Source organism: Streptosporangium album (assembly GCF_014203795.1).
In the GTDB taxonomy this organism is placed as follows: Bacteria; Actinomycetota; Actinomycetes; order Streptosporangiales; family Streptosporangiaceae; genus Streptosporangium; species Streptosporangium album.
The window spans coordinates 3,214,583-3,239,285 of sequence record NZ_JACHJU010000001.1 but is presented as its reverse complement, the minus strand read 5'-3'; the positions used below and the strand labels follow the sequence as shown (position 1 = coordinate 3,239,285).

General features: G+C 70.4%; 22 protein-coding genes. 11 read left to right on the top strand and 11 right to left on the bottom strand.

Annotated features, from left to right (window positions below; translation table 11 throughout):
* Positions 1 to 319: 319 nt before the first annotated feature.
* Positions 320 to 1,177 carry an AraC family transcriptional regulator gene (locus FHR32_RS15450; protein WP_246466159.1) on the bottom strand — a complete coding sequence of 286 codons (858 nt, stop codon included), beginning with the start codon at positions 1,175 to 1,177 and terminating at the stop codon, positions 320 to 322.
* Between FHR32_RS15450 and FHR32_RS15445 the strand changes: the two genes are divergently transcribed.
* Positions 1,176 to 1,676, top strand: coding sequence for a DUF2000 family protein (locus FHR32_RS15445; RefSeq protein WP_345003530.1), 501 nt, complete (start codon positions 1,176 to 1,178; stop codon positions 1,674 to 1,676). The two genes, FHR32_RS15450 and FHR32_RS15445, sit on opposite strands and share 2 nt — an antisense overlap.
* 194 nt (positions 1,677 to 1,870) lie before the next feature.
* Here FHR32_RS15445 and FHR32_RS15440 read toward each other — a convergent pair whose 3' ends face one another.
* On the bottom strand, positions 1,871 to 3,148 hold the full coding sequence (locus tag FHR32_RS15440; RefSeq protein WP_184754943.1) for an aspartate aminotransferase type Ic: 1,278 nt from the start codon (positions 3,146 to 3,148) through the stop codon (positions 1,871 to 1,873).
* Positions 3,149 to 3,274: 126 nt separating this feature from the next.
* On the opposite strand from FHR32_RS15440, the gene FHR32_RS15435 reads away from it, so the two are divergent.
* Positions 3,275 to 4,153, top strand: coding sequence for a DUF4429 domain-containing protein (locus FHR32_RS15435; RefSeq protein WP_184754942.1), 879 nt, complete (start codon positions 3,275 to 3,277; stop codon positions 4,151 to 4,153).
* Positions 4,154 to 4,182: 29 nt separating this feature from the next.
* Here the strand turns inward: FHR32_RS15435 and FHR32_RS15430 are convergent, their stop codons facing one another.
* Positions 4,183 to 4,908, bottom strand: coding sequence for an HNH endonuclease family protein (locus FHR32_RS15430; RefSeq protein WP_312882371.1), 726 nt, complete (start codon positions 4,906 to 4,908; stop codon positions 4,183 to 4,185).
* A 69-nt stretch (positions 4,909 to 4,977) separates the two neighbouring features.
* On the bottom strand, positions 4,978 to 5,985 hold the full coding sequence (locus tag FHR32_RS15425; protein WP_184754941.1) for an aldo/keto reductase: 1,008 nt from the start codon (positions 5,983 to 5,985) through the stop codon (positions 4,978 to 4,980).
* Positions 5,986 to 6,087: 102 nt separating this feature from the next.
* Here FHR32_RS15425 and FHR32_RS15420 point away from each other — a divergent pair, with 102 nt between their 5' ends.
* On the top strand, positions 6,088 to 6,630 hold the full coding sequence (locus FHR32_RS15420; protein ID WP_184754940.1) for a TetR/AcrR family transcriptional regulator: 543 nt from the start codon (positions 6,088 to 6,090) through the stop codon (positions 6,628 to 6,630).
* Between the two features lie 37 nt (positions 6,631 to 6,667).
* Here FHR32_RS15420 and FHR32_RS15415 read toward each other — a convergent pair whose 3' ends face one another.
* Positions 6,668 to 7,636, bottom strand: coding sequence for a magnesium transporter CorA family protein (locus tag FHR32_RS15415; RefSeq protein WP_184754939.1), 969 nt, complete (start codon positions 7,634 to 7,636; stop codon positions 6,668 to 6,670).
* Between the two features lie 227 nt (positions 7,637 to 7,863).
* On the opposite strand from FHR32_RS15415, the gene FHR32_RS15410 reads away from it, so the two are divergent.
* Both FHR32_RS15410 and FHR32_RS15405 read left to right on the top strand, forming a co-directional pair.
* Entirely contained in the window at positions 7,864 to 8,487 is a 624-nt protein-coding gene (locus FHR32_RS15410; protein ID WP_184754938.1) for an RNA polymerase sigma factor, read from the top strand.
* Positions 8,484 to 9,413 carry a CU044_5270 family protein gene (locus FHR32_RS15405; protein ID WP_184754937.1) on the top strand — a complete coding sequence of 310 codons (930 nt, stop codon included), beginning with the start codon at positions 8,484 to 8,486 and terminating at the stop codon, positions 9,411 to 9,413. Before FHR32_RS15410 ends, FHR32_RS15405 begins: the two co-directional genes overlap by 4 nt.
* Before the next feature lie 127 nt (positions 9,414 to 9,540).
* Here FHR32_RS15405 and FHR32_RS15400 read toward each other — a convergent pair whose 3' ends face one another.
* The 4 genes from FHR32_RS15400 to FHR32_RS15385 all read right to left on the bottom strand — a co-directional run bounded on the left by FHR32_RS15400 (position 9,541) and on the right by FHR32_RS15385 (position 13,986).
* On the bottom strand, positions 9,541 to 10,521 hold the full coding sequence (locus FHR32_RS15400) for a hypothetical protein (RefSeq protein WP_184754936.1): 981 nt from the start codon (positions 10,519 to 10,521) through the stop codon (positions 9,541 to 9,543).
* A gap of 11 nt (positions 10,522 to 10,532) precedes the next feature.
* Positions 10,533 to 11,171, bottom strand: a complete 639-nt coding sequence (locus FHR32_RS15395; protein WP_184754935.1) for a matrixin family metalloprotease — start codon at positions 11,169 to 11,171, stop codon at positions 10,533 to 10,535.
* Between the two features lie 297 nt (positions 11,172 to 11,468).
* Positions 11,469 to 12,521, bottom strand: coding sequence for an FAD-dependent oxidoreductase (locus FHR32_RS15390; RefSeq protein ID WP_376773368.1), 1,053 nt, complete (start codon positions 12,519 to 12,521; stop codon positions 11,469 to 11,471).
* A gap of 244 nt (positions 12,522 to 12,765) precedes the next feature.
* Positions 12,766 to 13,986 (bottom strand): benzoate/H(+) symporter BenE family transporter, encoded by a 1,221-nt coding sequence (locus FHR32_RS15385; RefSeq protein WP_184754933.1) that lies wholly within the window; start codon positions 13,984 to 13,986, stop codon positions 12,766 to 12,768.
* A 134-nt stretch (positions 13,987 to 14,120) separates the two neighbouring features.
* Here FHR32_RS15385 and FHR32_RS15380 point away from each other — a divergent pair, with 134 nt between their 5' ends.
* Positions 14,121 to 14,690, top strand: coding sequence for a helix-turn-helix domain-containing protein (locus FHR32_RS15380; protein ID WP_184754932.1), 570 nt, complete (start codon positions 14,121 to 14,123; stop codon positions 14,688 to 14,690).
* 86 nt (positions 14,691 to 14,776) lie between these two features.
* Positions 14,777 to 15,982 (top strand): MFS transporter, encoded by a 1,206-nt coding sequence (locus tag FHR32_RS15375; protein WP_246466157.1) that lies wholly within the window; start codon positions 14,777 to 14,779, stop codon positions 15,980 to 15,982.
* Positions 15,983 to 16,119: 137 nt separating this feature from the next.
* Here FHR32_RS15375 and FHR32_RS15370 read toward each other — a convergent pair whose 3' ends face one another.
* The gene (locus tag FHR32_RS15370) at positions 16,120 to 16,866 is read right to left on the bottom strand and encodes an MBL fold metallo-hydrolase (protein ID WP_184754931.1); all 747 of its coding nucleotides are present in this window, start codon (positions 16,864 to 16,866) and stop codon (positions 16,120 to 16,122) included.
* A gap of 231 nt (positions 16,867 to 17,097) precedes the next feature.
* On the opposite strand from FHR32_RS15370, the gene rho reads away from it, so the two are divergent.
* The 4 genes from rho (at position 17,098) to FHR32_RS15350 (ending at position 22,079) form a co-directional block, all read left to right on the top strand.
* Complete coding sequence (gene rho / locus FHR32_RS15365) at positions 17,098 to 18,300, top strand: transcription termination factor Rho (protein WP_184754930.1); 1,203 nt, start codon at positions 17,098 to 17,100, stop codon at positions 18,298 to 18,300.
* A gap of 97 nt (positions 18,301 to 18,397) precedes the next feature.
* On the top strand, positions 18,398 to 19,255 hold the full coding sequence (locus FHR32_RS15360; protein WP_184754929.1) for an alpha/beta fold hydrolase: 858 nt from the start codon (positions 18,398 to 18,400) through the stop codon (positions 19,253 to 19,255).
* Positions 19,256 to 19,306: 51 nt separating this feature from the next.
* On the top strand, positions 19,307 to 20,137 hold the full coding sequence (locus FHR32_RS15355) for a putative RNA methyltransferase (RefSeq protein ID WP_184754928.1): 831 nt from the start codon (positions 19,307 to 19,309) through the stop codon (positions 20,135 to 20,137).
* A 175-nt stretch (positions 20,138 to 20,312) separates the two neighbouring features.
* The gene (locus FHR32_RS15350) at positions 20,313 to 22,079 is read left to right on the top strand and encodes a S9 family peptidase (RefSeq protein ID WP_184754927.1); all 1,767 of its coding nucleotides are present in this window, start codon (positions 20,313 to 20,315) and stop codon (positions 22,077 to 22,079) included.
* A 131-nt stretch (positions 22,080 to 22,210) separates the two neighbouring features.
* Here FHR32_RS15350 and FHR32_RS15345 read toward each other — a convergent pair whose 3' ends face one another.
* Positions 22,211 to 24,571 (bottom strand): ExeM/NucH family extracellular endonuclease, encoded by a 2,361-nt coding sequence (locus tag FHR32_RS15345; protein ID WP_184754926.1) that lies wholly within the window; start codon positions 24,569 to 24,571, stop codon positions 22,211 to 22,213.
* Between the last annotated feature and the right edge of the window lie 132 nt (positions 24,572 to 24,703).

The window sequence follows — 24,703 nt, the reverse complement described above, 5'->3', positions numbered from 1 at the left end:
TCGGGGGAATGGTCTATGACGATCGCACATGGCACCGACAGAATCCTTCGCAGCCGGTGCCGCGGGCCGCCTCCGCGCGACGGCGGAATCGGCCGCGTGGCCGTGGCGATCACACTGGACACCTGGGTCACGCTCCGCTCCGTCCTGGCAGATCCCCCTTGGGGGCCACGACATCGCCGGCGTTCCCGGTTGGCGACACAGGAAGAACCCTAAAATCTCAACTTAACTTGAGGTCAAGCTCGCTCTCGCCGCCGGCGCCACGGGAGCGCCCCCGGACACCCTGACCGCCACGGAACCGCCGGGGACGGCCGGCGGCCGGTCAGGGTGAACCACGGCGGTAGGTGCCCGGCGTGATCCCGTAGGAGCGGACGAACCAGCGGGTCAGATGGCTCTGGTCGGCGAACCCGGTCTCCGACGCGGCCTCGGCGATCGGGGCGCCACCCGCCAGGAGCCTGCGGGCGGCACGCAGGCGGACCTGCCGCTGATAGTCGCTCGGCGCCATGCCGTACATCGCCCGGAAGGCCCGGTAGACGGCGAAACGGCTGGAACCGGAGACGGCGGCCAGCGCGTCGGCGGTGAGATCGGTCCGGTAGTCGTCGTGGAGCCGTTCGGCCACCCGCCTGGCGATGGCCGACGCCGCCGGTGCGGCGGTCGCGCGCCGTTGACCGGGCCCGCCGATGGCCGCGCGGCGGACCGCCGCCAGGACGACGGCGTCGAGCAGCTCGTCGCCGAGCAGCGCGGGGGCCCCGCCGAGAAGGGCCGCGTGCAGGCGGCGCAGCCCGGCGGCGAGCACCGGATCATGGACGACCGGCTCGGCGAACAGCGGCAGCCCGGCCCGGCGTCCCGCGGCCCGGCGTCCCGCGGCCCGGCGTCCCGCGGACTGGGTCAGCACGTCGGCGACGAGCTCCGGCCCGATGTGGACCATGCGGTAGGTGAATCCGAACGCGTCCGCCGCCTTGCCGTCGTGCGGGTCCTCCGGGTTGAACGCCATCACCATCCCGGCCGTGCTCGTGTGCCCGGCGCCCCGGCAGGTGAACGCCTGCGCCCCGTCGTCGGTGACGCCGAAGGAGTAGGTCTCATGGCTGTGCCGGTGGTAGGCGTGCCGTTCGAAGTGGGCGTGCATCGCCTCCAGCCGCCTGCCGGGCGACCTCCAGTAGCGAGACCAGTCACCTGCCATGACCTCCATTGTGCCCACCGCCGCTCAGCCCGTGCCCGCCGCACGAGCGTTCAAGACCGGCGGGCCGCGGGCGGCCAGGCTGGGACGCATGCGTTTCGATACGAAGAGCGGCATCGTGGTCCGTGCGGACCTCGCCGCCTGGCAGAAGCTCAACGTCACCGCGTTCCTGGCCAGCGGGGTGGCGGGGGGCGGGCCGCAGGTGATGGGCGAGCCGTACGCCGACGGGTCGGACAACCGTTACCTGGCGATGTTCCGCCAGCCCGTCCTCGTCTACGCGGCCGGCACCGCCGGTCTGCGGGGCGCGCACGCCCGCGCGGTGACACGCGGGCTCGACGTCGCCGTCTACACCGAGGAGCTCTTCAAGACCGACCACGACGAGGACAACCGGGCTGCGGTGCGCGCCGTACCCGCCGGCGAGCTCCGTCTGGTCGGCATCGCGGTGCACGGGCCGCGCAACGCCGTCGACAAGGTGCTCAAGGGACTCGCACTGCACCCCTGAGGGATCAGGGAGAGGGCACCGGCCGGAGGGCGGCCGTGGAGGCCGCCCGGGTCCGTTCCGAGCACACGTGGTACGCGCCGCCGCCGATCGCCGCGTCCCCCCTCGCCCGCCGAGCGGTGTGTGGTCACACCGTAGGGAGCGGGCCGCCTCCTCCATAAGGTCCAAAAGCCGTCAGAACAGTTGGTCCAGAATGCTCAGCGGGCCTGCTCCAGCAGCTTCTCGGTGCCGACGAGACGCACGCAGACGGCCAGGCCGGCGATGGCGAGCTCGACCTCGTCCAGCTCCGGGTAGGTGGGCGCGATGCGGATGGTGCTGTCGCGGGGGTCGTTCCCGTACGGGTGGGTGGCGCCCGCGGGGGTCAGCGCGATGCCCGCGTCGGCCGCCCGGCTCACCACCTGGCGTGCGCAGCCCTCCAGCACGTCGAGACCGATGAAGTAACCGCCGCCGGGAGCGGACCAGGACGCCAGGCCCGTGCCGCCCAGCTCCTTGGTGAGGATCAGGTCCACCGTGTCGAACTTCGGCCGGATCAGCTCGCGCTGACGGCGCATGTGCGCGAGGATGCCGTTCTCGTCGCGGAGGAACTCCACATGACGGAGCTGGTTGATCTTGTCGGGGCCGATGGTCCCCTTGGCCATGGAGCCGAGCAGCCACGTCACGTTGGCCGGGGACGAACCGAAGAAACCGATGCCGCTCCCACTGAAAGTGATCTTCGAGGTGGAGGCGAAGACGAAGGCGCGGTCGGCGTTGCCGTTCTCGGCGCACAGCGCCAGCAGGTCGGCGATCTCCGCCGGTGTGTCCGTGAGGTGGTGGACGGCGTAGGCGTTGTCCCAGAAAATCCGGAAGTCCGGCGCGGCGGCGGGCATGGCCGCCAGGCGGCGCACCGTCTCGTCACTGTAGGAGACGCCGGTGGGGTTGCTGTACTTGGGCACGCACCAGATCCCCTTGACCTGGGCGTCCTCGGCCACGAGCCGCTCCACGACGTCCATGTCGGGGCCGTCGGCGGTCATCGGCACGGAGATGAGCTCGATGCCGAACCTCTCGGACAGGGCGAAGTGGCGGTCGTATCCGGGGACCGGGCACAGGAAGGCGATCCGCGGCTCGTCCGCCCACCGGCGCCCGGCGCCCGGCATCTGGCCGAGCATGGCGTGGACGATGGAGTCGTGCATCAGCGAGAGGCTGGAGTTGCCCCCCGCGACGAGCTGGCCGGCGGGGACCTGCAGCAGGCCGCTGAACATCTCCCGGAGCTCGGGGAGACCCTGCAGTCCCCCGTAGTTACGGCAGTCGGTGCCGTCGGCGGCGGTGTGGCCACTGGGGAGGGTCAACATGGCCGAGGCCAGATCGAGTTGCCGGCCCGAGGGCTTGCCCCGGGTGAGGTCGAGGGAGAGTCCTCGCTGGACGAGCGCGTCGTAGTCACGCAGAGCGCGGTCACGCTGCTCGGTCAGCTCGTCGAGGTTCAGGGCCGAAAAGGTCACGGGGGTTCCTTCGCCTGCGGATCGCGGGTGGACTTCGAGGATAGAAGGCCCGGGGCGGTGACCGGAAACCGGCCCGGGCCTCCCGGAGGTCGGCACGGGCGGCGGCGGTCGCCGTAAGATCCCGGTATGGCGGAGGTCATGGTTCGGGACGGGACGTGGACGTTCGACGGCGAGATCCTGAGGATCGTGCCCGGCCGCGATCGGAGCGTGAACAAACTGCGGCAGCTCCTCGGCGAGGTGGAGGTCCCGGTCGCGGCGGTCGCGGGCATCGCCTACGAGCCCGGCAAGAAGGGTGGGCGGCTCCGGCTCCGGCTCCGCGAGGGCGCCGACCCGTTCACCCAGGCGGCTCGCGGGCGCATCTCCGAGGCGGCCGATCCTTACCAGCTGTCCATCGATCCCGACCGTACGGGCGTCGCCGAGTATTTCGTCGACGAGGTGCGCAACGCCCTGGTGATCGAGCAGGTGCCCGACGGTCCCAGCGACCGCTACCTGATGCCCGGCCCCGGGCTGCCGCTGACGGTGTCGGGAGGTGACGGCACCGCGACCTTCGACGGCGAGTCGGTCCGCGTCGAGTGGAACTGGGCGGTCGAGGGGGCCAAGAAGTCGGCCGGTCCCCAGCGTTTCCCGCTGAAGGACCTGGCCGGTGTGGAGTGGATCCCGTCCGCCGGCCTGGAGAACGGGCACCTCCGATTCCAGGTCAGGGGCTCGGCGCACAAACTGGCTCCCAAGCACGACCCGCACTGCCTGCTCCTGTGGGGCCTGGACAAGGAGACCAGGACGGCGGCGCTGTTCGTCACCGCTCTCCTCGCCCGGCTGCCGCACCCCTCGGACCAGCCGTCCGTCCTCGGGGCCCCCGCGCCGGAGGCGATCGCTCCCTCCGGAGAGGGCGACGACCCCGACGCGCTCCTGCGCCGCCTGCGCGAGCTGGGTGAGCTACGCCGTGACGGCGTGCTCACCGAGGAGGAGTTCACCGCCGCCAAGCAGGCGCTGCTCCGGCGCTTCTGAGACGACGGCGCTTCTGAGACAGCCGGGGCCTACCGGCACTGGGCCAGCATCGTGGCCTTGTCGGCCCGGGTGACCGGCAGGCCGTATTTCAGTGCGACCTGCGCGAAGCGTACGACATAGGCACAGCGCACCCGGCGCACCGGCGGGAGCCAGGAGGCCGGGCCCGAGCCGCCCTTGGCCTCGTTGGCGTCGCCGTACACGGGGATCAGGTTGAGCGGGTCGTTGGCGATCCGCATCCGCTTGGCCATCGGCCAGCGGGAGGCGCCCATCCGCCACTCGTAGGAGAGCGGGACCACGTGGTCGACCTGGACCTCGTCCGCCCGCTGCCTGCGCCACCGGATCGTCCTGCCGGTGTAGGGATCGCGCAGCCTCATCGACACGACGACACAGCGCGATCCCCGGAGATATCTCACGTCCTCGCCGTCCCGGGCGAGCAGGTCGTCGCGGGTGCGGCAGCCGTTGCGCGCGTACGGCACGCCTTTGGCCGTATCCGCCCAGTTGCCGCCGAAGCGGGTCCGCGTGTAACCCGTCTTCGGCCCCATCCCCTTGACCCGCAGCCTTTTGATCAGCCCGACCGCTTCGGACCTGTCACCCGCTGACCGGACCGGGGCGAGTCCCGGCCGCACGCCGTCCAGGTTGGCGAGCGGGACGACTCTCACCCTGGTCTCGTCCTTCGGCCGGCCATCGCCCTGGGTCGCCAGTGAGAACATCACCGCGGCGCCCAGAACCACGATGACAACTCCCCGTGCGCCCACCCATACCTCCACGGAGGATTACAGGTTCAGATATGACTGATTCCCGCAACCGCCTTGGTTGACACGGGATCACCAGGACGCGCCGGTGATCGGCCTGTCGCCCGGACGGGAGACCTCCTCCAACCGGGCCACCACCTCGGAGGGGAGCTCAAGGGCGAATCCGGCCGCGTTCTGCCCGTACTGCTCCAGGTTCCGGGGGCCGATGACGACCGAGGTCACACCGGGGCGGGCCGCGACCCAGGCGATGGCGACCGCGGTGGACGTCGTGCCGAGCTCGGCGGCGACCTTGGCGACCTCGTCGGCGATGCCGAGACTCCGTTCGCTGAGCATGTCCCGCGCCCAGCGGCGGGCCGCCGGTGTCGCGAGCGACATCATCCTGCCCATCCTGCTGTCCGGGCCGGGGGCGGTGTCACGACGGTAGCGGCCGGACAGGACGCCGCCGCCGAGCGGGGCGTAGGTGACGGCGCCCAGGCCGTGGTCCCGGCAGACCTGGAGGATCTCCACCTCGATGAGACGGGCCACCAGCGAGTACTGCGGCTGGAGGCTGACGAACCGCGTGCCCCCGACGCGTTCGGCGGCCCACTGCGCCTGCACGATCTGCGGGGCGGTGAAGTTGGAACAGCCGAGGTAGCGGACCTTGCCGGAACGGACGAACCCGTCCAGTGTCGCCATCGTCTCCTCGATCGGGGTCTCCGCGTCCCATATGTGGCACTGGTAGAGGTCGATGTAGCCGGTGCCCAGCCGTCGCAGGCTGGCCTCCAGCGCCCTGGTGAGATGGGCCCTCGACAGGCCCTGGTCGTTGGGGCCCGGCCCCTGGGGACGGCTGCCCTTGGTGGCGACGACCACCGAGTCGCGTCGGCCGCGCAGCGCCCGGCCGAGGATCTCCTCAGACTCACCGCCGTGGTAGAGGTCGGCGGTGTCGACGAAGTTGTTCCCCGCGTCCAGAAAGGCGTCGATGACACGGGTGGCCTCCGCCTCGTCGCAGCCGCCCACCCCCCCGACGGTGCCGAAGTTCATGGTGCCGAGGCATGCCCGGGAGACCTTCAGCCCCGAGTCGCCGAGCCGTACGTAGTTCAAAGCCGCTCCTCCGGTAGAATCGGAACAAGCGTTCCGCTTGAAACATACGGAACACTTGTTCCGGTTGTCAACGCTGCCGAGGCTTTCCCACGGAGGACGAAGATGCGCGCCGACGCCCAACGCAACCTGGCCCGCGTGCTGGCGGCGGCGGAAGAAGTCCTGACCCGTGACGGGCTGACCGCGTCGATGCGGACGATCGCCGGGCACGCCGGAGTGGGCGTCGGCACGATCTACCGCCAGTTCCCCACCAAGGAGGCCCTCTACCAGGCGATCGTCATGGACCGTCAACGCCGGCTCGCCGAGGAGGCACAGGCGCTGTTCACCGCCGCCGACCCCGGCGCTGCCCTCTTCTCGTTCTTCACCCGTATCGTCGAGGACGCCACCGTGAAGAAGGTCTTCGCCGACGCCCTCGCCGGCACCGGAATCGACGTCAAGGCCGCCACGGCGGGGACCTACGACATCCGCGGCGCCGTCGAGACGCTGCTGACCCGCGCCCAGCGGGCGGGCGCGGTGCGTGAGGAGGTCGGGATGGCGGAGCTCCTGGCCCTCCTGACCGCCGCCTGCCTGGCCGCGCAGCACCAGGGCTGGGACGAGGAGCTGCGGACCAGGACACTGGCCGTCATGTTCCACGGCCTGCGCCCCTGACGCCCGCTCGCCGGCGGCGCGACCGGCACGGCGGCGACTACAGCCAGCCCCTCCTCTTGAAGATCAGGTAGAGGATGGACGAGGCCACGAGGATGACGAGGGTGGAGGTCCAGAAGCCGATCGGCTGGCTGAAGCCGGGATACGGCACGTTCTGGCCGTAGAATCCGGTGATCATCGTGGGCACCGCGATGATGGCCGCCCAGCTCGTGATCTTCTTCATGATGTCGTTGAGCTTGAATCCCTGCTGGTTGATATGGGCCTCGCGGACGTTGCCCACCAGCTCACGCAGGGAGTCGGTCCATTCGGCGACCCGCAGCGTGTGGTCGTAGACGTCCTGGTAGTAGGGGTCCAGCACCGGATCCAGCAGCTCCACGCTCCTGCGGAGCAGGCTGCCCACGACCTCGCGCACCGGAACCGCCAGCCGCCGGAACCGCACCAGCTTCTTGCGCATCTCGAAGGTCTGGCGCTGGATGTAGGCCCGGTCGCCGGCGTTCTCCTCGAAGAGGTCGTCCTCCAGCGCCTCGACCCGGTCATCCATCGCCTGCAGCACCTCGAAGTGCCCGTCCACCACGTAGTCGAGCAGGCCGTGCAGCAGGTACGGCACGCCGTACTTGGCCATCTCGGCATTGGCGTCCCAGCGCCTGATCACTTCGTCGATGTCGAACTGAGGGCTCTCCCTGACGGTGACCAGGGCGTTCTTGGTGACGAAAGCAGCTATCTCGATGAGCTGGAGATGCTTGTCCACCAGCTTGGCGCCGTAGACGCTGAGGAACAGATGGCTGTCGTAGGTGTCGAGCTTGGGACGCTGGTGGCTCTGGAGCGCGTCCTCGACCGCCAGCGGGTGCAGGCCGAGCTCCTCGCTGATCTTCGTCAGGTCCGCCTGCGTCGGCGAGCACAGATCGAACCACACCACGGCGGACGGGTCTCCGACGTAATCGGAGACGTCGTCGATGGGAAAACCTTCGGCCTCCATGACGCCGTTGCGATACAGACGGGTGCGTTCCATCCCGTCAACACTAAGACCCGGAGCCGGGTGGTCAAGAGATGAACAGGCCTGCCGAGCCGGTGGGGAAGGGTGCGGCGGAGGCCGGCTCCGGCACCCACGGCTTTCCGCGCGCCGTCCCGGCCACCGGTGTCCGGGACGGTCGCCGTATTCACCGCGGAACTTCTGGGAACCGCGGATCCCTCCGGCGGTAATTACCGGTGTCACAGCAGACACCCGAGAGGCAAGAGATGCGACAGAAGAGCCGGACGGACGCACCGCCTCGGCCCGCGGGCGTGGAGACGGCCGACGACGCCACGGTGATCGAACGATCCCGGCATGAGCCTGAACGATTCGCCACGCTGTTCACCCGCCACGCACCGGCGCTCAAGCGCTACGTCATCAGGCGGCTGGGCCTGGATCCCGCCGAGGACATCGTCGCCGAGACCTTCGCGACGGCATTCCAGCACCGGGAGTCCTACGACCTGGCCTACGGCGACGCGCGGCCATGGCTGTACGGCATCGCCACCAACCTCATCGGGCGGCACCGCCGCCGCGAGATCGGCCTGTATCGGGCACTGAGCCGCACGGGGGCGGACTCGGTGATCGAGCCGTTCACCGATGAGGTCGATCAGAGGGTGGCCGCGGGCGGAGCGCGGCGCCGGCTCGCCGCGGCGCTGGCGGGACTGCCCCGGGGACACCGGGACACGTTGCTGCTGGTGACGTGGACAGACCTCACGTACGAGCAGGCCGCCCAGGCACTCGGTGTTCCGGTGGGGACGGTGCGTTCGCGGGTCAATCGGGCTCGAAGCAAGCTACGCCGGGTGCTCGGTGACATCGATCCGACCGCCACAGACGAAGGAACGGACAGATGAACGAGATCGAGCTCCTCAAGAGTCTGCGAGACGAGGTTCCGGCACAGTCCGATCTGCGGGCCGAAGAGCATCGGCTGCTCGCCGAGATCCGGGCGGGTTCGTCCGTGCCCCGCCGACGCCCGGCGCGGCCCGCGCCCCGCCTGCACTGGGGTCTTGCCCTGGCCGGAGCCGGAGCCCTCGCCGCCACCGCCGTGCTCGTGCCCCAGCTCGTGGGGACCGCAGAACCGGGGAGCCGGCCGTCCGCGGTGCGGCCGCCCAGCGCGGCGCTGGTGCTGGAGAACGCCGCGCTCGTCGCCACCCGGACCAAGGCCGTCGACATCCGCCTGGACCAGTGGTTCTACATCAAGGAATCACAGCACATGGCGGGGGGTGACCTCCCGACGTTCGAGCTTTGGAGCCGGCTGGACGGACGCAAGGACGCCCTCCGCGTCGACGGCAGGCTGAAGCTCGGCAACGGCGAGCCGAGGGCGCGGACCAACCCCGCTCGGACACAGCGGGAGGTGGAGGACCTCCCCGCGGATCCGGACGCGCTGCTGGAGCACTTCCGCGATCTCAAGGAGGAGCGGGCACCGCTGTCGATCTGCCAGCCCGGCTGCCCGGAGGGAACCGAAGCGGACGTCAGGGCCTTCGGGGCGATCGGGTGGTACATGAAGTACGGGCCCCTGATCCCTCCGGACACGTCCGCGGCGATGTACCGCGCCCTGGCGAAGATCCCGAATGTCACGATCGAGGAGAACGCCACGGACGGGGACGGGCGGAAGGGCATCGGCGTCGTTCTCGATGTGGGGGAGGCCGGCAAGGGCTACTACATCCTCGACCCCGGGGACTACCACTACCTCGGTACGAAGGTCGTGCGGGACGGTGAGACCTCCGCCATGTCCGTGCTGGACTCCGGGATCGTCGACGGGCCCGGCCAGACACCCTGATCAGGTGTGGCGGGCGTGGAGGCGGCGCCGTCCGGCGCGGTACGGATGACCGTCTCCACGCCTGCTCGCGGGTGGTGACAGGGTGCGGCGGACCACCGGACGCCCTACGGGGTCCCGTGGGGTTCGGTCAGCAGGTGGTCAGCGTGGTGCTGGTGCCGACCACGCACGCCGCGCGCACCGCGCGGCCCATCAGCTGGTCCAAGGTGGGGGTGCCGACCGCGGGCTCGCTTGCCACGGGGCCGGCGGTGTCCGTCGTGACCGGGTCGGGGACGTCCACCGCCGAGGCGTCGGGGTCGTCCGTGGGGTCCGGGACGGGGGCGGCCGTCGGCGTCCCGTTTGGGTTGTCGTCGTGCGGGAAGTCCGAGGGCTTGGGGGGCCTGGGGGAGGGCGTGTCCGGCGGCTCCTCCACGGGCGCCGGGGCGCCGTTGAGTATCTGGTCCACCCGTTCCGGGCCGTCCATGAGCGGCGCGATGACCGGCTGGCCCGGTGCCTGCTCGACGAACACGCCCTCGCCGATCGGCACATGCACCGAGGCCAGGTAGCTGGCCAGCGCCTGGGGCACCGTCCGCCCCTCGGCCTGGTACCGCTCCAGGGCGTTGTGCACGTAGAACAGGCCGTGCCCCGCGCTGCTGATGGAGGCCCGCAGGTCGGCCAGGGTGCTCTGCTTCGGCTGCTCGATCTGCAGCCGGATCTGGCCGCTCTGCTGGCCCAGGCCGAGCTTTCCGGACAGGACGCGGTCCACCTTGACGACGAGACTGGCGTAGCGGATCGCCGCGTCGGGTGTGTCGTATCCGACGACGGGCGCGGCGCCCGCGCTGTCGTCGGAGCCGAAGGCGATCCCCGGCTCGATGCCGACGACGGTGCCCTCCAGCAGCGCCGCGGCGGGGGTGAAGGCGCCGGAGGCGGGCGCGCCGGGCGTCAGGTCGTCCAGTGAGTCGTACAGGTACGTGCCGGTCGACTCGCCCACGCCGGAGCGCATCATGGACCAGAACGGGGGAGCGGCCTCGCCCGGCCAGGAGGCGGCCACTCCGGCGGCAGTCGCCAGGCCGAGTGCGACGGCGAGGGTGAGACCCACCCCCGCGGTGCGGGATCGGAGCATCTTCGACATGTGTCCCGTCCTCAGAATCGGCCGTTGATGTGCGCGACGTCGTGCGAGGTGTAGCTGCGCACGGTGGAGCGGCCCGTCTTCATGCAGGAGTTGCTTTCGGAGGAGTGGCCGAGCCCGACGCTGTGCCCGACCTCGTGGCAGGCCGTCTTCTTGCGCTCGTTCTCCGAGAAACCGCTCATGTCGGCCAGATCGAAGCGGATCTCGTACTGGTCGCACTTCCACCAGCCGTTGATGAGCCCCGGGCTGATGATCCGTACGCACTCGGCACGGGCGTGGAGGTTCTTGCCGGTGCTCGACCCGTCCCAGTCCAGGCCCCAGTAGTCGTCGTAGTACTGGTCGAACATCTCCACGTCGGTGTGGATGTCGGGGGAGGAGTCGTAGTGCGTGGCCATGTCGGTCTGGGAGTCCAGGTGGATCATGGCGTAGTTGCCGGCGACCTTCATGTACGAGGTCAGCGACGAGTAGTTGTAGTAGTGGTCCCTGTTGTCCGCCTGTGAGCAGCACCCCGACGGATGCAGGTACGACCACCCGAAGGTGTTGGCGCTCGCCGGCGGGGTGAGCGCGAGGAACATGACGAACGTGAGCAGGGCCGCGAGCGGGGCCAGGAGCAGGCCTCGGGTTCCCGATTCGCTGTGGGGGGTTTGGGGCACCCGTATTCCTTTCAAAGGCAAAGGCGCAAACACAGTGATCTTCGCGTTCTGTAATCGTTTACGCAACCCCTGGCGCGGCGTCGGTGACGGTCGCCGCCGCGCGATCGACCGCAGCCACACCGCCACTCGGAAGGCAATCGACGAGGACTCCCGCGCCACCTAGGGGTCCCAGTGGTAACGGCGAAATTTTCGACGGATATGCAGGCCAGAACCTCAGCAAAGGACTTCGCATACAGCTCGGCCAAGGGGCGTTGGCCTGCATGTCCGTTGTTTTTGCCGCGCTTACCACTGGCCCCCCTACGCCGCGACGGGCTCGCCGAGGAGCCGGCGGATGTGCTGGACGGCGGTACGGCCCGCGCGGTTGGCCCCGATGGTGCTGGCCGAGGGGCCGTAACCGACCAGATGGACGCGGGGGTCCAGGACCGCCCGGGTGTCCTCGACCCGGATGCCGCCGCCCGGCTCGCGCAGGCGCAGCGGGGCCAGGTGGGTGACGACCGGCCGGAACCCGGTCGCCCACAGGATCACGTCGGCCGTGACCAGGCGCCTCTGCCCGACGGCGTCATCCCAGACGACCCCCTCGGGAACGATCCGATCGAACATCGGCAGACGGTCCAGGACTCCGGCCGCCATGGCCGCCCTGACCTGCGGCGTCATCGGGTAGCCGGTGGCTCCGACCACGCTGCCCGGCGGGAGCCCCGCGCGGACGCGGGCGTCGACCCGGGCGACGGCCGCGCGGGCCGCCCCCTCGTCGAACGGACCCTCACGGAAGACGGGAGGACGGCGGGTCACCCAGGTGGTTGTGGTGATCTCGGCGATCTCCATCAGGAGCTGGACGGCCGAGGCCCCCGCCCCGACCACCACGACGTGCCTGCCGGCGAACTCCTCCCGGGTGACGTAGTCGGCGGTGTGGAGCTGCCGGCCGAGGAACGTCTCCTGCCCCGGATAGCGCGGCCAGAAGGGGCGGTCCCAGGTGCCGGTGGCGTTGACCAGCGCGCGGGCCGACCAGTCACCGGCCGTGGTCTCCACCAGCAGCCGCCCGCCCTCACCCTCCCGGACCGCTCGCACCGCGACCGGGCGGCGCATCGGCAGGTCGAAGGTCCGCTCGTAGGCGGCGAAGTATTCGGAGACGACCTCCGACGACGGCCGGGTCGTGTCGGCCACACCCATCGGCAGGCCGGGGAGGTCGTGCACGCGGTGCGTGGCGCCGAGGGTCAGGGAGGGCCAGCGGAACTGCCATGCGCCGCCGGGACGCGGAGAGCGGTCGAGAACCACGAAATCAAGCCCGGCCCTGCTCAGGAAGTAGGCGCTGGACAGTCCGGCCTGTCCCGCACCGATGACCACGACGTCGATCTCTGCCACGTTTTCTGGCAACCGCGCGGGCCCGGTGAATAATCCCGCCGCCACGGGGCAGCAGCGGTTGCAACAGACGCTGCCCGAGATGAGGTCACATGATAGTGCTGGGACTCCTCTTGATCGTAGGGTGGAGGTCCCCCGCCGGCACAGCACCGACCAGCTCGTCGCCGGCCGCCATGGGCGCGTGGAGGGCGGCTGACCACCACCGGCCTCCTGGTCCACCGGCGCAGGAGCCCGGTGCTCACTGCCGGCTGAGCTCCCCGGAGTCGCCCGCGGGCCGGGCCTGCCCGTGCTCCGGCTCAGAGGAGACCGGGGGAACCCTCCTGCGCTGCAGGAGCATCATGAGACCTCCCGCCACCAGCCCCCAGAACGCCGCGCCCACCCCGAACAGTGTCAGCCCCGACGCGGTGACCACGAAGGTGACCACCGCCGCTTCCCTGCCCTCGGGCCGGGCCACGGCGGCGGTGATCGCCGAGGCGAGCGCACCGATCAGCGCAAGGCCCGCCACGGCCTCGATCAGCACGGGCGGGGAGAGCAGGACCAGCGCGGTGGCCAGCCCGGAGCCGACGCCCAGGATGATCATCGAACCTCCGGCGGTGACCGAGGCGATCCAGCGGCGGCCCGGGTCGGGGTCGGCGTCCGGACCGGCGGCCAGCGCCGCGGTGATGGCCGCCAGGTTCACCGCGTGCCCGCCCAGGGGCGCGCCGAGGGTGCTGCCCAGACCCGTGCCGACGAGAATGCCGCGCAGCGGGGGACGGTAGCCGTACCCGGCGAGGACCGCCATGCCCGGCACGTTCTGCGAGGCCATGGTGACCAGGAACAGCGGGAGCGCGATACTGATCATGGCTGTGGCGCTCCAGGCCGGGGCGGTCAGCTCGACCACCGGGCGCACGTCCACCGCCCCGAGGCTGGGTCCGGTCAGCGCGATGGCCACGACGGCGACCAGGAGAGCACCCGGGATCGCCCACTTGCTGGCGAAACGACTGAGAAGCGCCCAGACGAGCACGACGGGACCGGCCATCTGCGGCACCTCGCCGAGGGCTCGGGCCGGTGCGATGCACAGGTTGAGCAGGACTCCGGCGAGCATCGCGGAGGCGATCGGGGTGGGAATGGCCGCGATCCAGCGCCCCAGCGGCGGGAAGAGTCCCGCGGCGGCGATGAGCAGGCCGGAGACCACGAACGCGCCGACCGCGACGGGGAACCCGCCGTCCAGGGCACCGGTCGTGACCAGCAGCGCCGCCCCCGGCGTCGACCAGGCGATGGTGATCGGCATGCGCCGGCGCAGGCCCAGCCAGATCGCCAGCACGCCGTTGGCCAGACAGAGCGCGAGCAGCCCGGACGCCGCCTGCCGCTGGTCGGCGCCCACGGCCCGGAGCCCGGCCAGGACCACGGCGAAGGAGCTCGCAAAGCCGACCAGCGCGGTCACCACTCCCGCGAGCACGGGCTGAAGAAGGCGTGTCATCCCTGTCGTCCCCTCCCCGTTCTGGAAGCCCCTGCGATCTCCCCCGGCCGTCCACGGCTCATCCGGCCCGGAACCCGTTCCGCGGGGTCTCCGGGGCCGCACATCCCAGGCGTTCCGTAAACGGAACGATCGTCATGCTGCACCATAGCCTCATGGAGCCCGGCGCACAAAGTCCTCGTCCCGCCCAGGAGACCGGCACATCGGACGTAGGTCAGCGAATCCGCAGGTTGAGGGAGGAACGGAGCATCTCACTCTCCGAACTCGCGCGGCGCGCGGGCGTCGGCAAGGCGACGCTCTCCGGGCTGGAGAACGGCACCCGCAACCCCACCCTGGAGACGCTCTGGGCGGTCACCGCCCAGCTCGGCGTGCCCCTGGCGCTGGTCCTGGGCACCGACCCCGTCATCCGGGGCACCGCCGTCGAGGGCGTGCTCCTCCAGATCTTCGAGGACGAGGCCGTCACCTACGAGCTCTACCGGCTGGTGATCCCCGCAGGGGCCACGCAGGTCTCCCCCGCCCATCACGAGGGCGTCACCGAGCACATCACGGTCTTCGCCGGGACGCTGGTCGCCGGCCCGCGCGACGCGCCCCTCCGGGCCGGGCCGGGTGAGCACCTCACCTGGCGCTCGGACGTCCCGCACACCTACTCGGCGATCGGCGACCAGGACGTCCACGCCAGCCTGCTCATCCGCTACCCACACCGCTGAGCGCCGCCGGAGGTCCGGGACCGCCCCGCCCGGCCACATCTTCAAAAAAAGGTAAAAGTAATATCTAATCCATGACATCACGGTCCATGGCAATGCTGTTCTGGGCCACCGGTGTATTCGCCTACGTCATCGCGGTCTTCCACCGCCAGTCCCTCGGCGTCTCCAGCATCGAGGCCGCCGCCCGGCTCGACGTGGGCGCGGCAGGGCTCTCCATCCTGGCCATGCTGCAACTGCTGGTCTACGCGGCCATGCAGGTGCCCGTCGGCGTGTTCGTCGACCGGCTCGGCTCCAAGCGCATGCTCATCGCCGGAGCCACCGTGATGGCCTGCGGCGAACTCGTCTTCGCACTGGCCGAGGGGCTGCTGCCCGGGATAGCGGGACGGGCGCTGATCGGCTGCGGCGACGCGATGACGTTCATCAGCGTGATCCGGCTGGTCAGCCTCCACTTCCCCGCACACCGCAATCCGGTGATGGTCCAGCTCACCGGACTGATCGGGCAGCTGGGCGCGATCGCCTCCGCGGTCCCCCTGATCCAGTCCCTGCACGCCTACGGCTGGACGCCCACCTTCCTGGGCGCCGCCGGCCTGGGCGTGCTGTCGGCGTTCCTACTGATCACGTTGCTGCGGGACTCGCGCCCGGAGCGGACGGGAGAGCCTCCCGGGCTGAAGGCCGCCTGGGCCGAACCCGGCACCCGGCTGGGCATGTGGACCCACGCCGCCACCCAGTGCTCGGCCGCCGCGTTCCTGCTGCTGTGGGGCTATCCGTTCCTGGTCCAGGGGCAGGGGCTGGACCCCTCCACGGCGGGTGTGCTGCTGTCCACCCTGACCCTGTGCGGCATGGCGTGCGGACCGCTGCTCGGCTACCTCGCCGGACGGTTCCCGTTCCACCGCTCCCGGATGGTCCTCACCGTGATCGGCACCACCGCCGCGGCGTGGACCGCCGTGCTGGCCTGGCCCGGCCAGGCGCCGCTCTGGCTGCTCGTCCTGCTCGTGGTGGTGCTCGCGGCCAACGGCCCGGGGTCGATGATCGGCTTCGACTACGCCAGGACCTTCAACCCGGCCGCCCGGATCGGCGCGGCCACCGGCATCGTGAACGGCGGCGGCTTCGTCGCGTCCATGTCGGTGATCGCCCTGGTCGGGGTCATCCTCGACCTGGCCGGAGAGACCGGCCTGGACGCGTTCCGCTGGGCCTTCGCCGTGCAGTACCCCATCTGGGCGCTCGGCGCGGTCCAGGTCCTGCGCTACCGGGGCAAGGCGCGGCGCCTGCTCCTGGCCGCCCAGACGAGCGCCTGACACGTCGCGGGAGAGGTCGCCCGCGAGGGCGCCGGCCATACGGGGGCGCGGGGGAGCCGCCCGCGCCGCCACGGCGGAGACGCGGGCCGTGACGGCCCCGGCAGGTGACCCGGTTCACGGAACCACGGAGATCATGATCAGCGGAGCCTGGTGAAAGGCTCCTCGAAGTGGGCGGTGGCGATCATCCCCCGCTCGGCCCTGACCCGTTCCAATAGCTCGACACGGGTCGCCGCGGCGAGCTCGGGATCGGTGTCGTAGAGATAGGGGACCTTCGGGTCGGCCAGCTGCACCGGGTGCAGCACCACGTCGCCGGTCAGCACCAGATCTCCCACCTGGACGACCTGGTGGCCCGGGGTGTGCCCGGGCGTGTGGAACACCCGGACGCCGGGGAGCACGTCCGCCTGACCGTCCACCACCTGCACGCGGTCGCCCAGCGGCCGGACGACATGGCCGAGGACCCCCTCGGCGGCCGTGTCGATCTCGGCCCGCTGGAGAACGTGCCTGGCGTTGGCGAAGACGGGCACGCCGTCGATCACCGCGCCACCCGCGTGGTCGCTGTGCAGGTGCGTGATGACCACCACGTCCACCTCCTCGGGGGCCACCTCCACCCGCGCGAGCTCGGCACCGAGCGCCCCGGGGACCGGCGCCCAGCTCGCCGCGGGCGAGCTCTCCGGGCCGATCCCGGTGTCCACAAGCACGGTCCTGCCCACCGCGTCACGGAGCAGATAGCAGTGGAAGTGCAGGACCCACTCGTCGGACTCACCGTGACAGCCCCCGGGGAACATCTCCGGCATCGGGCGCCGGATCGAGTCACCCATCGGCCCTACGGCGTCACACAGCGGGAACACCTCGACCCCCGCGACTGTTATGGACTGGTGTGGCATCCGGTCTCCTGTTCGGTGCGGATTAACGGTGCTACTGTGATAGCGGGCGTGACGTACTGCCGGCCGAGCCGCGTGCGATGATCCGCCCCGTTTTCTCTCTTATTCTGCCGCGCCCTCCCAGACGTACGGCCACACCGTGTCCACCCGGGCACCCGGCCGCACCGCGTCTACCCGGGCATGCGGCTTCCCCGCGAAAGGCCTGCCATGGCCTTTCCCCGTGAAAGGTCGCCCATGACCGTAGAAACCACCACCCCCAGAAAGCGTTCGCGCACCCCGCGTCCTCCGCGTCCTCGCGAGAGCGACGCCTACGCCGGGAACGAGAGCGGCCCTCCGGCCAGGGGCGGGAACGACGCCCCCGTCGAGACCGTGACCGGCCTCCTCGACGTCCGCGACAAGACCGGCCACATCCGCACCCGCGGTTACCTGCCCGGCCCGGACGACGTGCGCGTCCCCCACGCCCAGATCAGGCAGTACGGCCTGCGCCCCGGCGACCACGTCGTCGCCACCGCCCGCAGGCCGTACGACAGGCTGGACGGGGTCGAGAGCGTGAACGGCTCCGCCGGCTGGCGGCAGCGGCCCGACTTCGCCGACATGACGCCGGTCCACCCGCGCGAGCGGCTCCGCCTGGAGACCGAGTCGATGACCACCCGGGTCGTCGACCTGTTCGCACCGATCGGCAAGGGCCAGCGCGGTCTGATCGTCGCTCCGCCCAAGGCGGGCAAGACCATGGTCCTGCAGGACCTGGCCGCCGCGGTCACGCGCAACCACCCCGGCTGCCACCTCATGGTCGTGCTCGTCGGCGAGCGCCCCGAGGAGGTCACCGAGATGCGCGAGTCCATCCACGGCGAGGTGGCCGCGTCCACGTTCGACCGGCCCGACCGCGACCACACCGCGCTGGCCGAGCTCGCCGTCGAACGCGCCAAGCGCCTCGCCGAGAGCGGCCGCGACGTCGTCGTCCTGCTCGACTCCCTGACCCGCCTGGCCCGCGCCTACAACAACCTCGCGCCCGGCGGCGGACGCACCCTCGCCGGCGGCATCGACGCCGCCGCGCTGCTGCCCCCACGCCGCTTCTTCGGCGCCGCCCGCAACCTGCGCGACGGCGGCTCGCTGACCATCCTCGCCACCGCCCTGGTCGAGACCGGCTCCCGGATGGACGACACCCTCTTCGAGGAGTTCAAGGGCACCGGCAACATGGAGCTGCGCCTCAGCCGCGCCCTCGCCGACAAGCGCCTCTACCCGGCCGTCGATCTCGACGCCTCCGGCACCCGGCGCGAGGAGATCCTCCTCGACCCGCGTGAGCACCAACTCTCCTGGCGGCTCCGCCGTACCCTGGGCGGACTGGAGAAGCAGCAGGCTCTGGAGCTCCTCACCGACAGGCTCCGGGAGACTCCCTCCAACGCCGCATTCCTCCAGCAGGTCCAGCAGACCGCGTGATCTCTGTGTCCTCTTGCCGGGTCCCTCGCTTTCCCGCAGATCCCGTCGGTCGTTTAATCCATAGCAGATCCCGTTATCTCCCTATTAATTTGATCGAATGACACAATTTTTCTCGGCTGCGGGAACCTCCCTCCATTACGAACTGCGCGGCGAGGGCCCGCTGCTCGTCTGCCAGCCCGGCGGCCCCGCCCGCCCGGCGTCATACCTGGACACCCTCGGCGGCCTGGAGCGACACCGCACCCTGCTCCTGCTCGACCCGCGCGGTGTCGGCGGTTCGGATCCGGCCGAGGACTACGGCTTCGCCGCTCTGGCCGAGGACCTGGAGGCGCTCCGCCTTCACCTGGGCGTCGACGGCTTCGACCTGCTGGGCCACTCGGCAGGGGCGCTCCCCGCGGTCCTCCACGCCGCCCGCCGTCCCGGACGGGTGCGACGCCTGGTCCTGCTCACCCCGACCCGCCGCCCGATCCCTCCCCAGGACGGGGAGCCCGGCCGTGCCGCCCTCGCCCGCGAGCTCTTCGACGGCGAGCCCTGGCTCGACGGCGCCCTCGCCGCCCTGGAGAAGGCCCCCACCGCGTCCGATGACGAGTTTCCCTCTCTGGCCAGGCAGTTCACCCCGGTGTTCTACGGCCGCTGGGACGCCGCCGCTCAGGCTCACGCCTTCCGCCCGGACGACTGCGACTCCGCCCCCGAAGCGGCGGCGGGCTTCGGCGCGTCCCCGTTCGACCCGGCCTCCCTGAGCGCGATCACCGCCCCGGTGACCGTCCTGGCCGGGGACCGCGATGTGAGCGTGGGACTGGCGGCTCCGGCCGTATGGGCGAGCTGGCTGCCCGGAGCCACGCTCGAATGGCTGCCCGGCTGCGGCCACTTCCCCTGGCTGGAGAACCCCGCCGGGGTCTCACGAGCGATCCTCACGGCACTCGGCACCCCGTCCGACCCCGATGCGAGTGCCATGTGACTCCCGGCTACCCGTAGTTCGGCCATCGCCGGAAAGCGGGATGATGGGGGGATGCTGGCTGACGTCGTCGACTTCCTCATCTGTCCGGTCTGCGGTGATGAGTTCAGCCTGGGCGACCGGGTTCTCCGATGCCCGCAGGGCCATGCCTTTGATGTTGCCAAACAGGGATATGTCAGCCTCCTGACCGGTTCCCAGGCCCCCGGTACGGCGGACAGCACGGCGATGGTGGCGGCGAGGGAGGCGTTTCTGGGAGCGGGGTATTTCGGTCCCCTCGCGGAGGCGGTCGCCGGCGCCTGCCGTACCGACGCGAAGGTGGTCGCGGACGCGGGCGCGGGGACCGGGCACTACCTCGCCCGGACGCTCGACCGGCTCCCGGGAGCAGTCGGGATCGCGCTCGACGTGTCCAAAAACGCGATCAGGCGGGCCGCGCGGGCGCATCCCCGGCTCGGGGCGGTGGTGGCCGATGTGTGGAGGCCCCTGCCCGTCGGGGACCGGACGGTGGATGTGATCCTCAACGTGTTCGCGCCCCGCAACGGTGCGGAGTTCGCCCGGGTGCTCCGCGACGACGGCGTGCTGGTCGTGGTCACGCCCACGTCGCGGCATCTCGAACCGTTGGTGGAGCGGCTGGGACTGCTCTCGGTGGACGAGTCGAAGGAACGACGGGTGGCGGAGAGCCTGGGCGGTCACTTCGCCGAGACCGGGCAGAGCGTTCACGAGTTCGGGATGGCGCTGGGGCATCAGGCGGTCGAGGCCGTCGTGGGGATGGGGCCGAGCGCCTGGCATACCGAGCAAGAAGGTATGCGAAGAAAAATAATGGAACTACCGAAAACAAGTTATGTGACCGCTTCTTTCCGCATGTCTACATTTCAACACCTCTCCTGATCAAGGCGTGCGCTTGACAGCTGCCTTCGGGGCGCATGTTACTGACGTGGCATTTAGCCCGAAATTCCGGCACGTTACACAAGCATATTGGTGAGAGAAGCGACATACTGGACGGCAATCGGCGAGACCGCGCCTGGACGCCTGAAGCGAATGTCTTGACGGAGGGAAGCGCCATATGAAGGCGGAGGAACGCTGGCAGGCCAGGTTCCGAGCGCCGCGCGTGACACTGCCCGTGTGGGCGCGTCGGGCTCCCGCCCGGGCTGTCTACCGCAGCAACGCCTCCGGCGCCTGGGAGATCTACGCCTGGGACCGGACGACGGGATCCACACGCCAGGCGACCGCCCGGCCCAAGGGCACCGCGCACGGCGCGATCGACCCAGGCGGCCAGTCGATCTGGTGGTTCTCCGACACCGACGGCGACGAGTGGGGCCACTGGATGCGCCAGCCCTTCACCGGCGGCCCCGACGAACCCGTCGACCTCGGACCCGGCTGTCCGGCGGGCATCGCGCTGTCCGCGACGGGCGAGGCCGCGATCGGACTCGCCCGGCCCGGTGAGGGTTTCACGATCCACCTCGTACGGCCCGGCCGGCCCACACAGACGATCTACGAGCACGCCGAAGCCGCCTCGGTGGCCGCCATGTCCCTGGACGGCTCACTGATCGCGATCAGCCACAGCGAGCACGGCGACTCCCGGCACCCCTCGCTGAGAGTGGTCCGGCAGAACGGCGACACCGTCGGCGACCTGCACGACGGCCCCGGCAGAGGCGTCCTCGGCCTGCACTTCGCGCCCATTCTGGGTGACCGCCGGCTGCTGACCCTGCACGAGCGCAGGGACCGCCGCGAACCGCTGGTCTGGGATCCCGAGAGCGACGACCAGCGGGAGATCTGGATACGCGACCCCGGAGAGATCACCGCGGACTGGTACAACGACGGCCGTTCGCTGCTCGTCGTCCGGGGCAACCGCGGCCGCACCCATCTGCACCGCTACGACCTGCCCGGCGGCAGGCTCTTCCCGATCGAGACCCAGCACGGCGTGATCGACGCCGCCGTGCCCCGCCCCGACGGCTCCGTGGAGTACTCCTGGTCCAGCGGCGCCCACCCGCCGGCGATCCGGTCGAGCAACGGCACCATGGTGCTGAACCACGGCGGCCCCACCTCCCCGCCGTCCGTCCCGGTCGAGGACGTCGACGTGGAGGGCCCCGGCGGGCGGATCCACGCCCTGGTGTCACGGCCCGAACGCGGCCCAGGGCCGTTCCCGACGGTGTTCCTGCTGCACGGCGGCCCGAGCTCGCAGGACAACGACTCGTTCATCCCACAGGTCGCCGCATGGGTGGACCTCGGCTTCGCGGTCGTCCGGGTCAACTACCGGGGCTCGACCGGCTACGGCTCGGCCTGGCGGGACGCCCTGACCGGCGAGGTCGGGCACATCGAGCTGTCCGACGTGGCCGCCGTCAGGGAGGCCATGGTCGGCCGCGGCATCGCCGACCCCGACCGGCTCGTCCTGTCCGGCGCCTCCTGGGGCGGCTACCTGACGCTGCTCGGACTGGGCAGTCAGCCCAAGGTGTGGGCGGCGGGCATCGCCACGGCGCCCATCGCCGACCACCTGGCCGCCTACGAGGAGGAGACCGAGGCGCTGCGGGCCTACCATCGCGCGCTGCTCGGCGGTTCACCCGCCGAGCAGCCGGAACGGTACGCGAGCTGTTCGCCGATCACCTACGTCGACCAGGTCGAGGCGCCACTGCTGATCCTGGCCGGGGAGAACGACCCCCGCTGCCCGATCGGGCAGATCGACGCCTACGTGTCCCGGCTCGCCGAGCGCGGCCACGAGCACACCGTCCACCGCTACGACGCGGGCCACGGCTCGCTCGTCGTCTCCGAGCGCGTCGCGCAGATGGCGGCCCAGCTCGAATTCGCATGCAAGTACGTCAGGACAGAGATCTGACACGCCTGTCGTGAGGTAACGCGGGCGGCTGCGGGTCCAGGCCGTCACCGAGCTGAGAATCATGACGGGGATGCCGTACCTGGTGACCTTCCCTGTCCCGGCAGGGGCCGGGACAGGGAAGGTCACTTCTCTCAGAGATCCAGCCCGACCAGCAACGGGTCGTGGTCGGAGGAGCGGTAGGCGTCCGGCGCGTACAGGTACGGCGGATTGAACTCGGTGTTGTAGTCCATGAACCGGCCCTCATCGGAGTTGATGTGCCAGATGGTGGCACCGGTCACCAGCTTGCTCAGGCTCTTGTCGGCCAGGGCATGGTCGAGCTCACCGGAGAGACCGTCGAAGACGTAGCTATAGCGGTCCTTGGTCGAGACGTACTTCTTGCTCAGGCTGGTCAGTCCACCGTTCTCCATGGTGTGGATCGGGTCCTCCTCGCCGTAGGCGTTGATGTCGCCGAGGACGAGCGTGTTCTGCAGCTTGAGGCTGTCGATCAGGGCCAGCAGAGCCTTGGCCTGCTTGATCCGCTTGGCGTTGTAGCAGCTCTGACCGTCACCCTGGTCGGTGTCGGCACCGGTGGCGGCGCCGTCGGCGTCGGTGCAGCCCTTGGACTTGAAGTGGTTGACCAGCACGGTGAAGGTCTGGCCCTTCCCGTCGGCCTTGCGGAACGTCTGGACCATCGGAGGCCGGCTGAAGATCGGGTCGGACGAGGACTGCGCCGCGCCGACCGGGGTGACCTTGGCCGGCTTGTAGATCAGCGCGGTCTGGATGGCGTCGGTGCCCGGGTCGGGGTGGGTGATCGCCTTGTAGGTGCCCGCGCCGGCCTTGGCGTTGAGCCCGTCGACCAGGGTGTTCAGCGCCACGTCGGAGTTACGCTCGACCTCCATCAGCCCGGCCACGTCGGGGTCGAGCCCCAGGATGTTGGCGGCCAGCTTGGCGAGCTGACGGTCCCGCTCCACGGCGGTGGTCGCACCCCGGGACTTGAGCGTGGTGAACCAGTTGAGCGTGTTGAGGCTCGCCACCCGGATGTTGCCGCCGACCTTCGCGGGCTTGGCGGGACGCGGGTTCTCCGGCTTGAAGACGACCGGCTGGGTCGGCTGAACACGGTAGACGCCGAAGCCGTAAGTGAGCACCCCGGTCAGGTCCTTCGCCGCATCGCCGATCCGGACGGTGTCCGCCCCCTTGGAGTGGTACGGCAGGGTCGGCATGTTCTGCGCGTTGGAGCCGTCGTCGAGCAGGATCTTCCGCCGCGCGTCCTCTTCGGTGTTCACGCCCTCGCGGTCGGTCGGCTGCCACATCCGGCCGCCCTCCGCGAGGGTGACCTCGCCGTACCGGCCGAGGTTGTAGATCTCCGAGGCGGTCAGGTCGCCCTTGAACGTGACGAGCACGCCCTCGTAACGCTCAAAGGTGATCCCCTTCTTGAGCGGCAGCTTCACCTCGGCCGGCTTGATGGTGCCGGTGCCGCAGACGTTGACCACGGTGGCCGGCGAGATCTCGGTCAGACCGCTGAACTCGATCGCCTTGCCGGAGACGAGCGCCCGGTCACCGACCTTGACCGGCGAGGAGGAGAGCACGAACAGGCCCTCGGAGGTCGCCGGGTCGTTGTCAGGCGTGGGGTCCTGGATGTAGAAGCCGTTGAACTGGCCGGCTCCCTGGAAGGTGCCGGTGACGATGCCCTCGACCCGGACGTCCTGCCCGGCGACCGGGCTGACGTCGCCGCTCCCCTGCACCTGCGCGATCCGGTGCGTGATCGGGGTGTCGCACGTGTCGGTCGGTGTCGGTGTGGGGGTGGGTGTGGGTGTGGGGGTGTCCGAGGGCGACGGGGACGGGTCGCCACCGTCGCACCGGGCCGGCGCAGTGGCGCTGTTGCGCGGGGCGGGGGCCGCGGCGTCGAAGTCGGCGCCGTTGTCGTCGGTGTCGGTGCAGCCGCCGTTCTTGCGGACCGCGGCGGTGGTGTTGGTGAGGGCGGGCGCGGGGGTGCCCTCGGAGAAGTTCGTCGCGCCGTACCCGGCCAGGTCGGCGATGAGCGCGAGCTGCTCGTCGGCGCAGGGGGTGCTGGAGCCGTTGCAGGCCAGGCCATCGGTGGAGCGGACCAGCGCCACCTTACCCGCGGCGCCACTCAGGTTGGTGGTGCCGACGCTGTCGGGCTCGGGCAGCGAGCCACTGGCGGTGGTACCCGCGGCGAGCTGGACCAGGTGGTACTGGCCGGGGGCCAGAGTGCCGGTCAGGTTGGTCTTGTTGGCGGAGAAGTTTCCGGTTCCGGCGGCGCTGGTGTACTGCACCGACCAGCCGTCCACCGATACGGGGGCGGCGCTGCGGTTGAAAAGTTCGACGTAGTCGTTGGTGAAGGGGGCGCCGGAGTTTCCGCCTCCGCCATACACCTGGCTGATGACCATGGTTCCCGGTGCCGCGGTGGCAGGGGTTGACGAGAGTACGACGATCGAGCCGGCGGTGATGCCGGCAGTCACAAGAGTCGCAAGAGCCCGGAGTGTTACACGCATGCCCGGGAGAGTAAAGGGGCAAATAGGCCGATACCATGCCTAACAAGTTTATTGGTTATTAAATCTCAAATACTGACACTTTCTGTCAATAGCGAGACCGGTGATCTGGCGTCAGATGACATAGCGAACGAT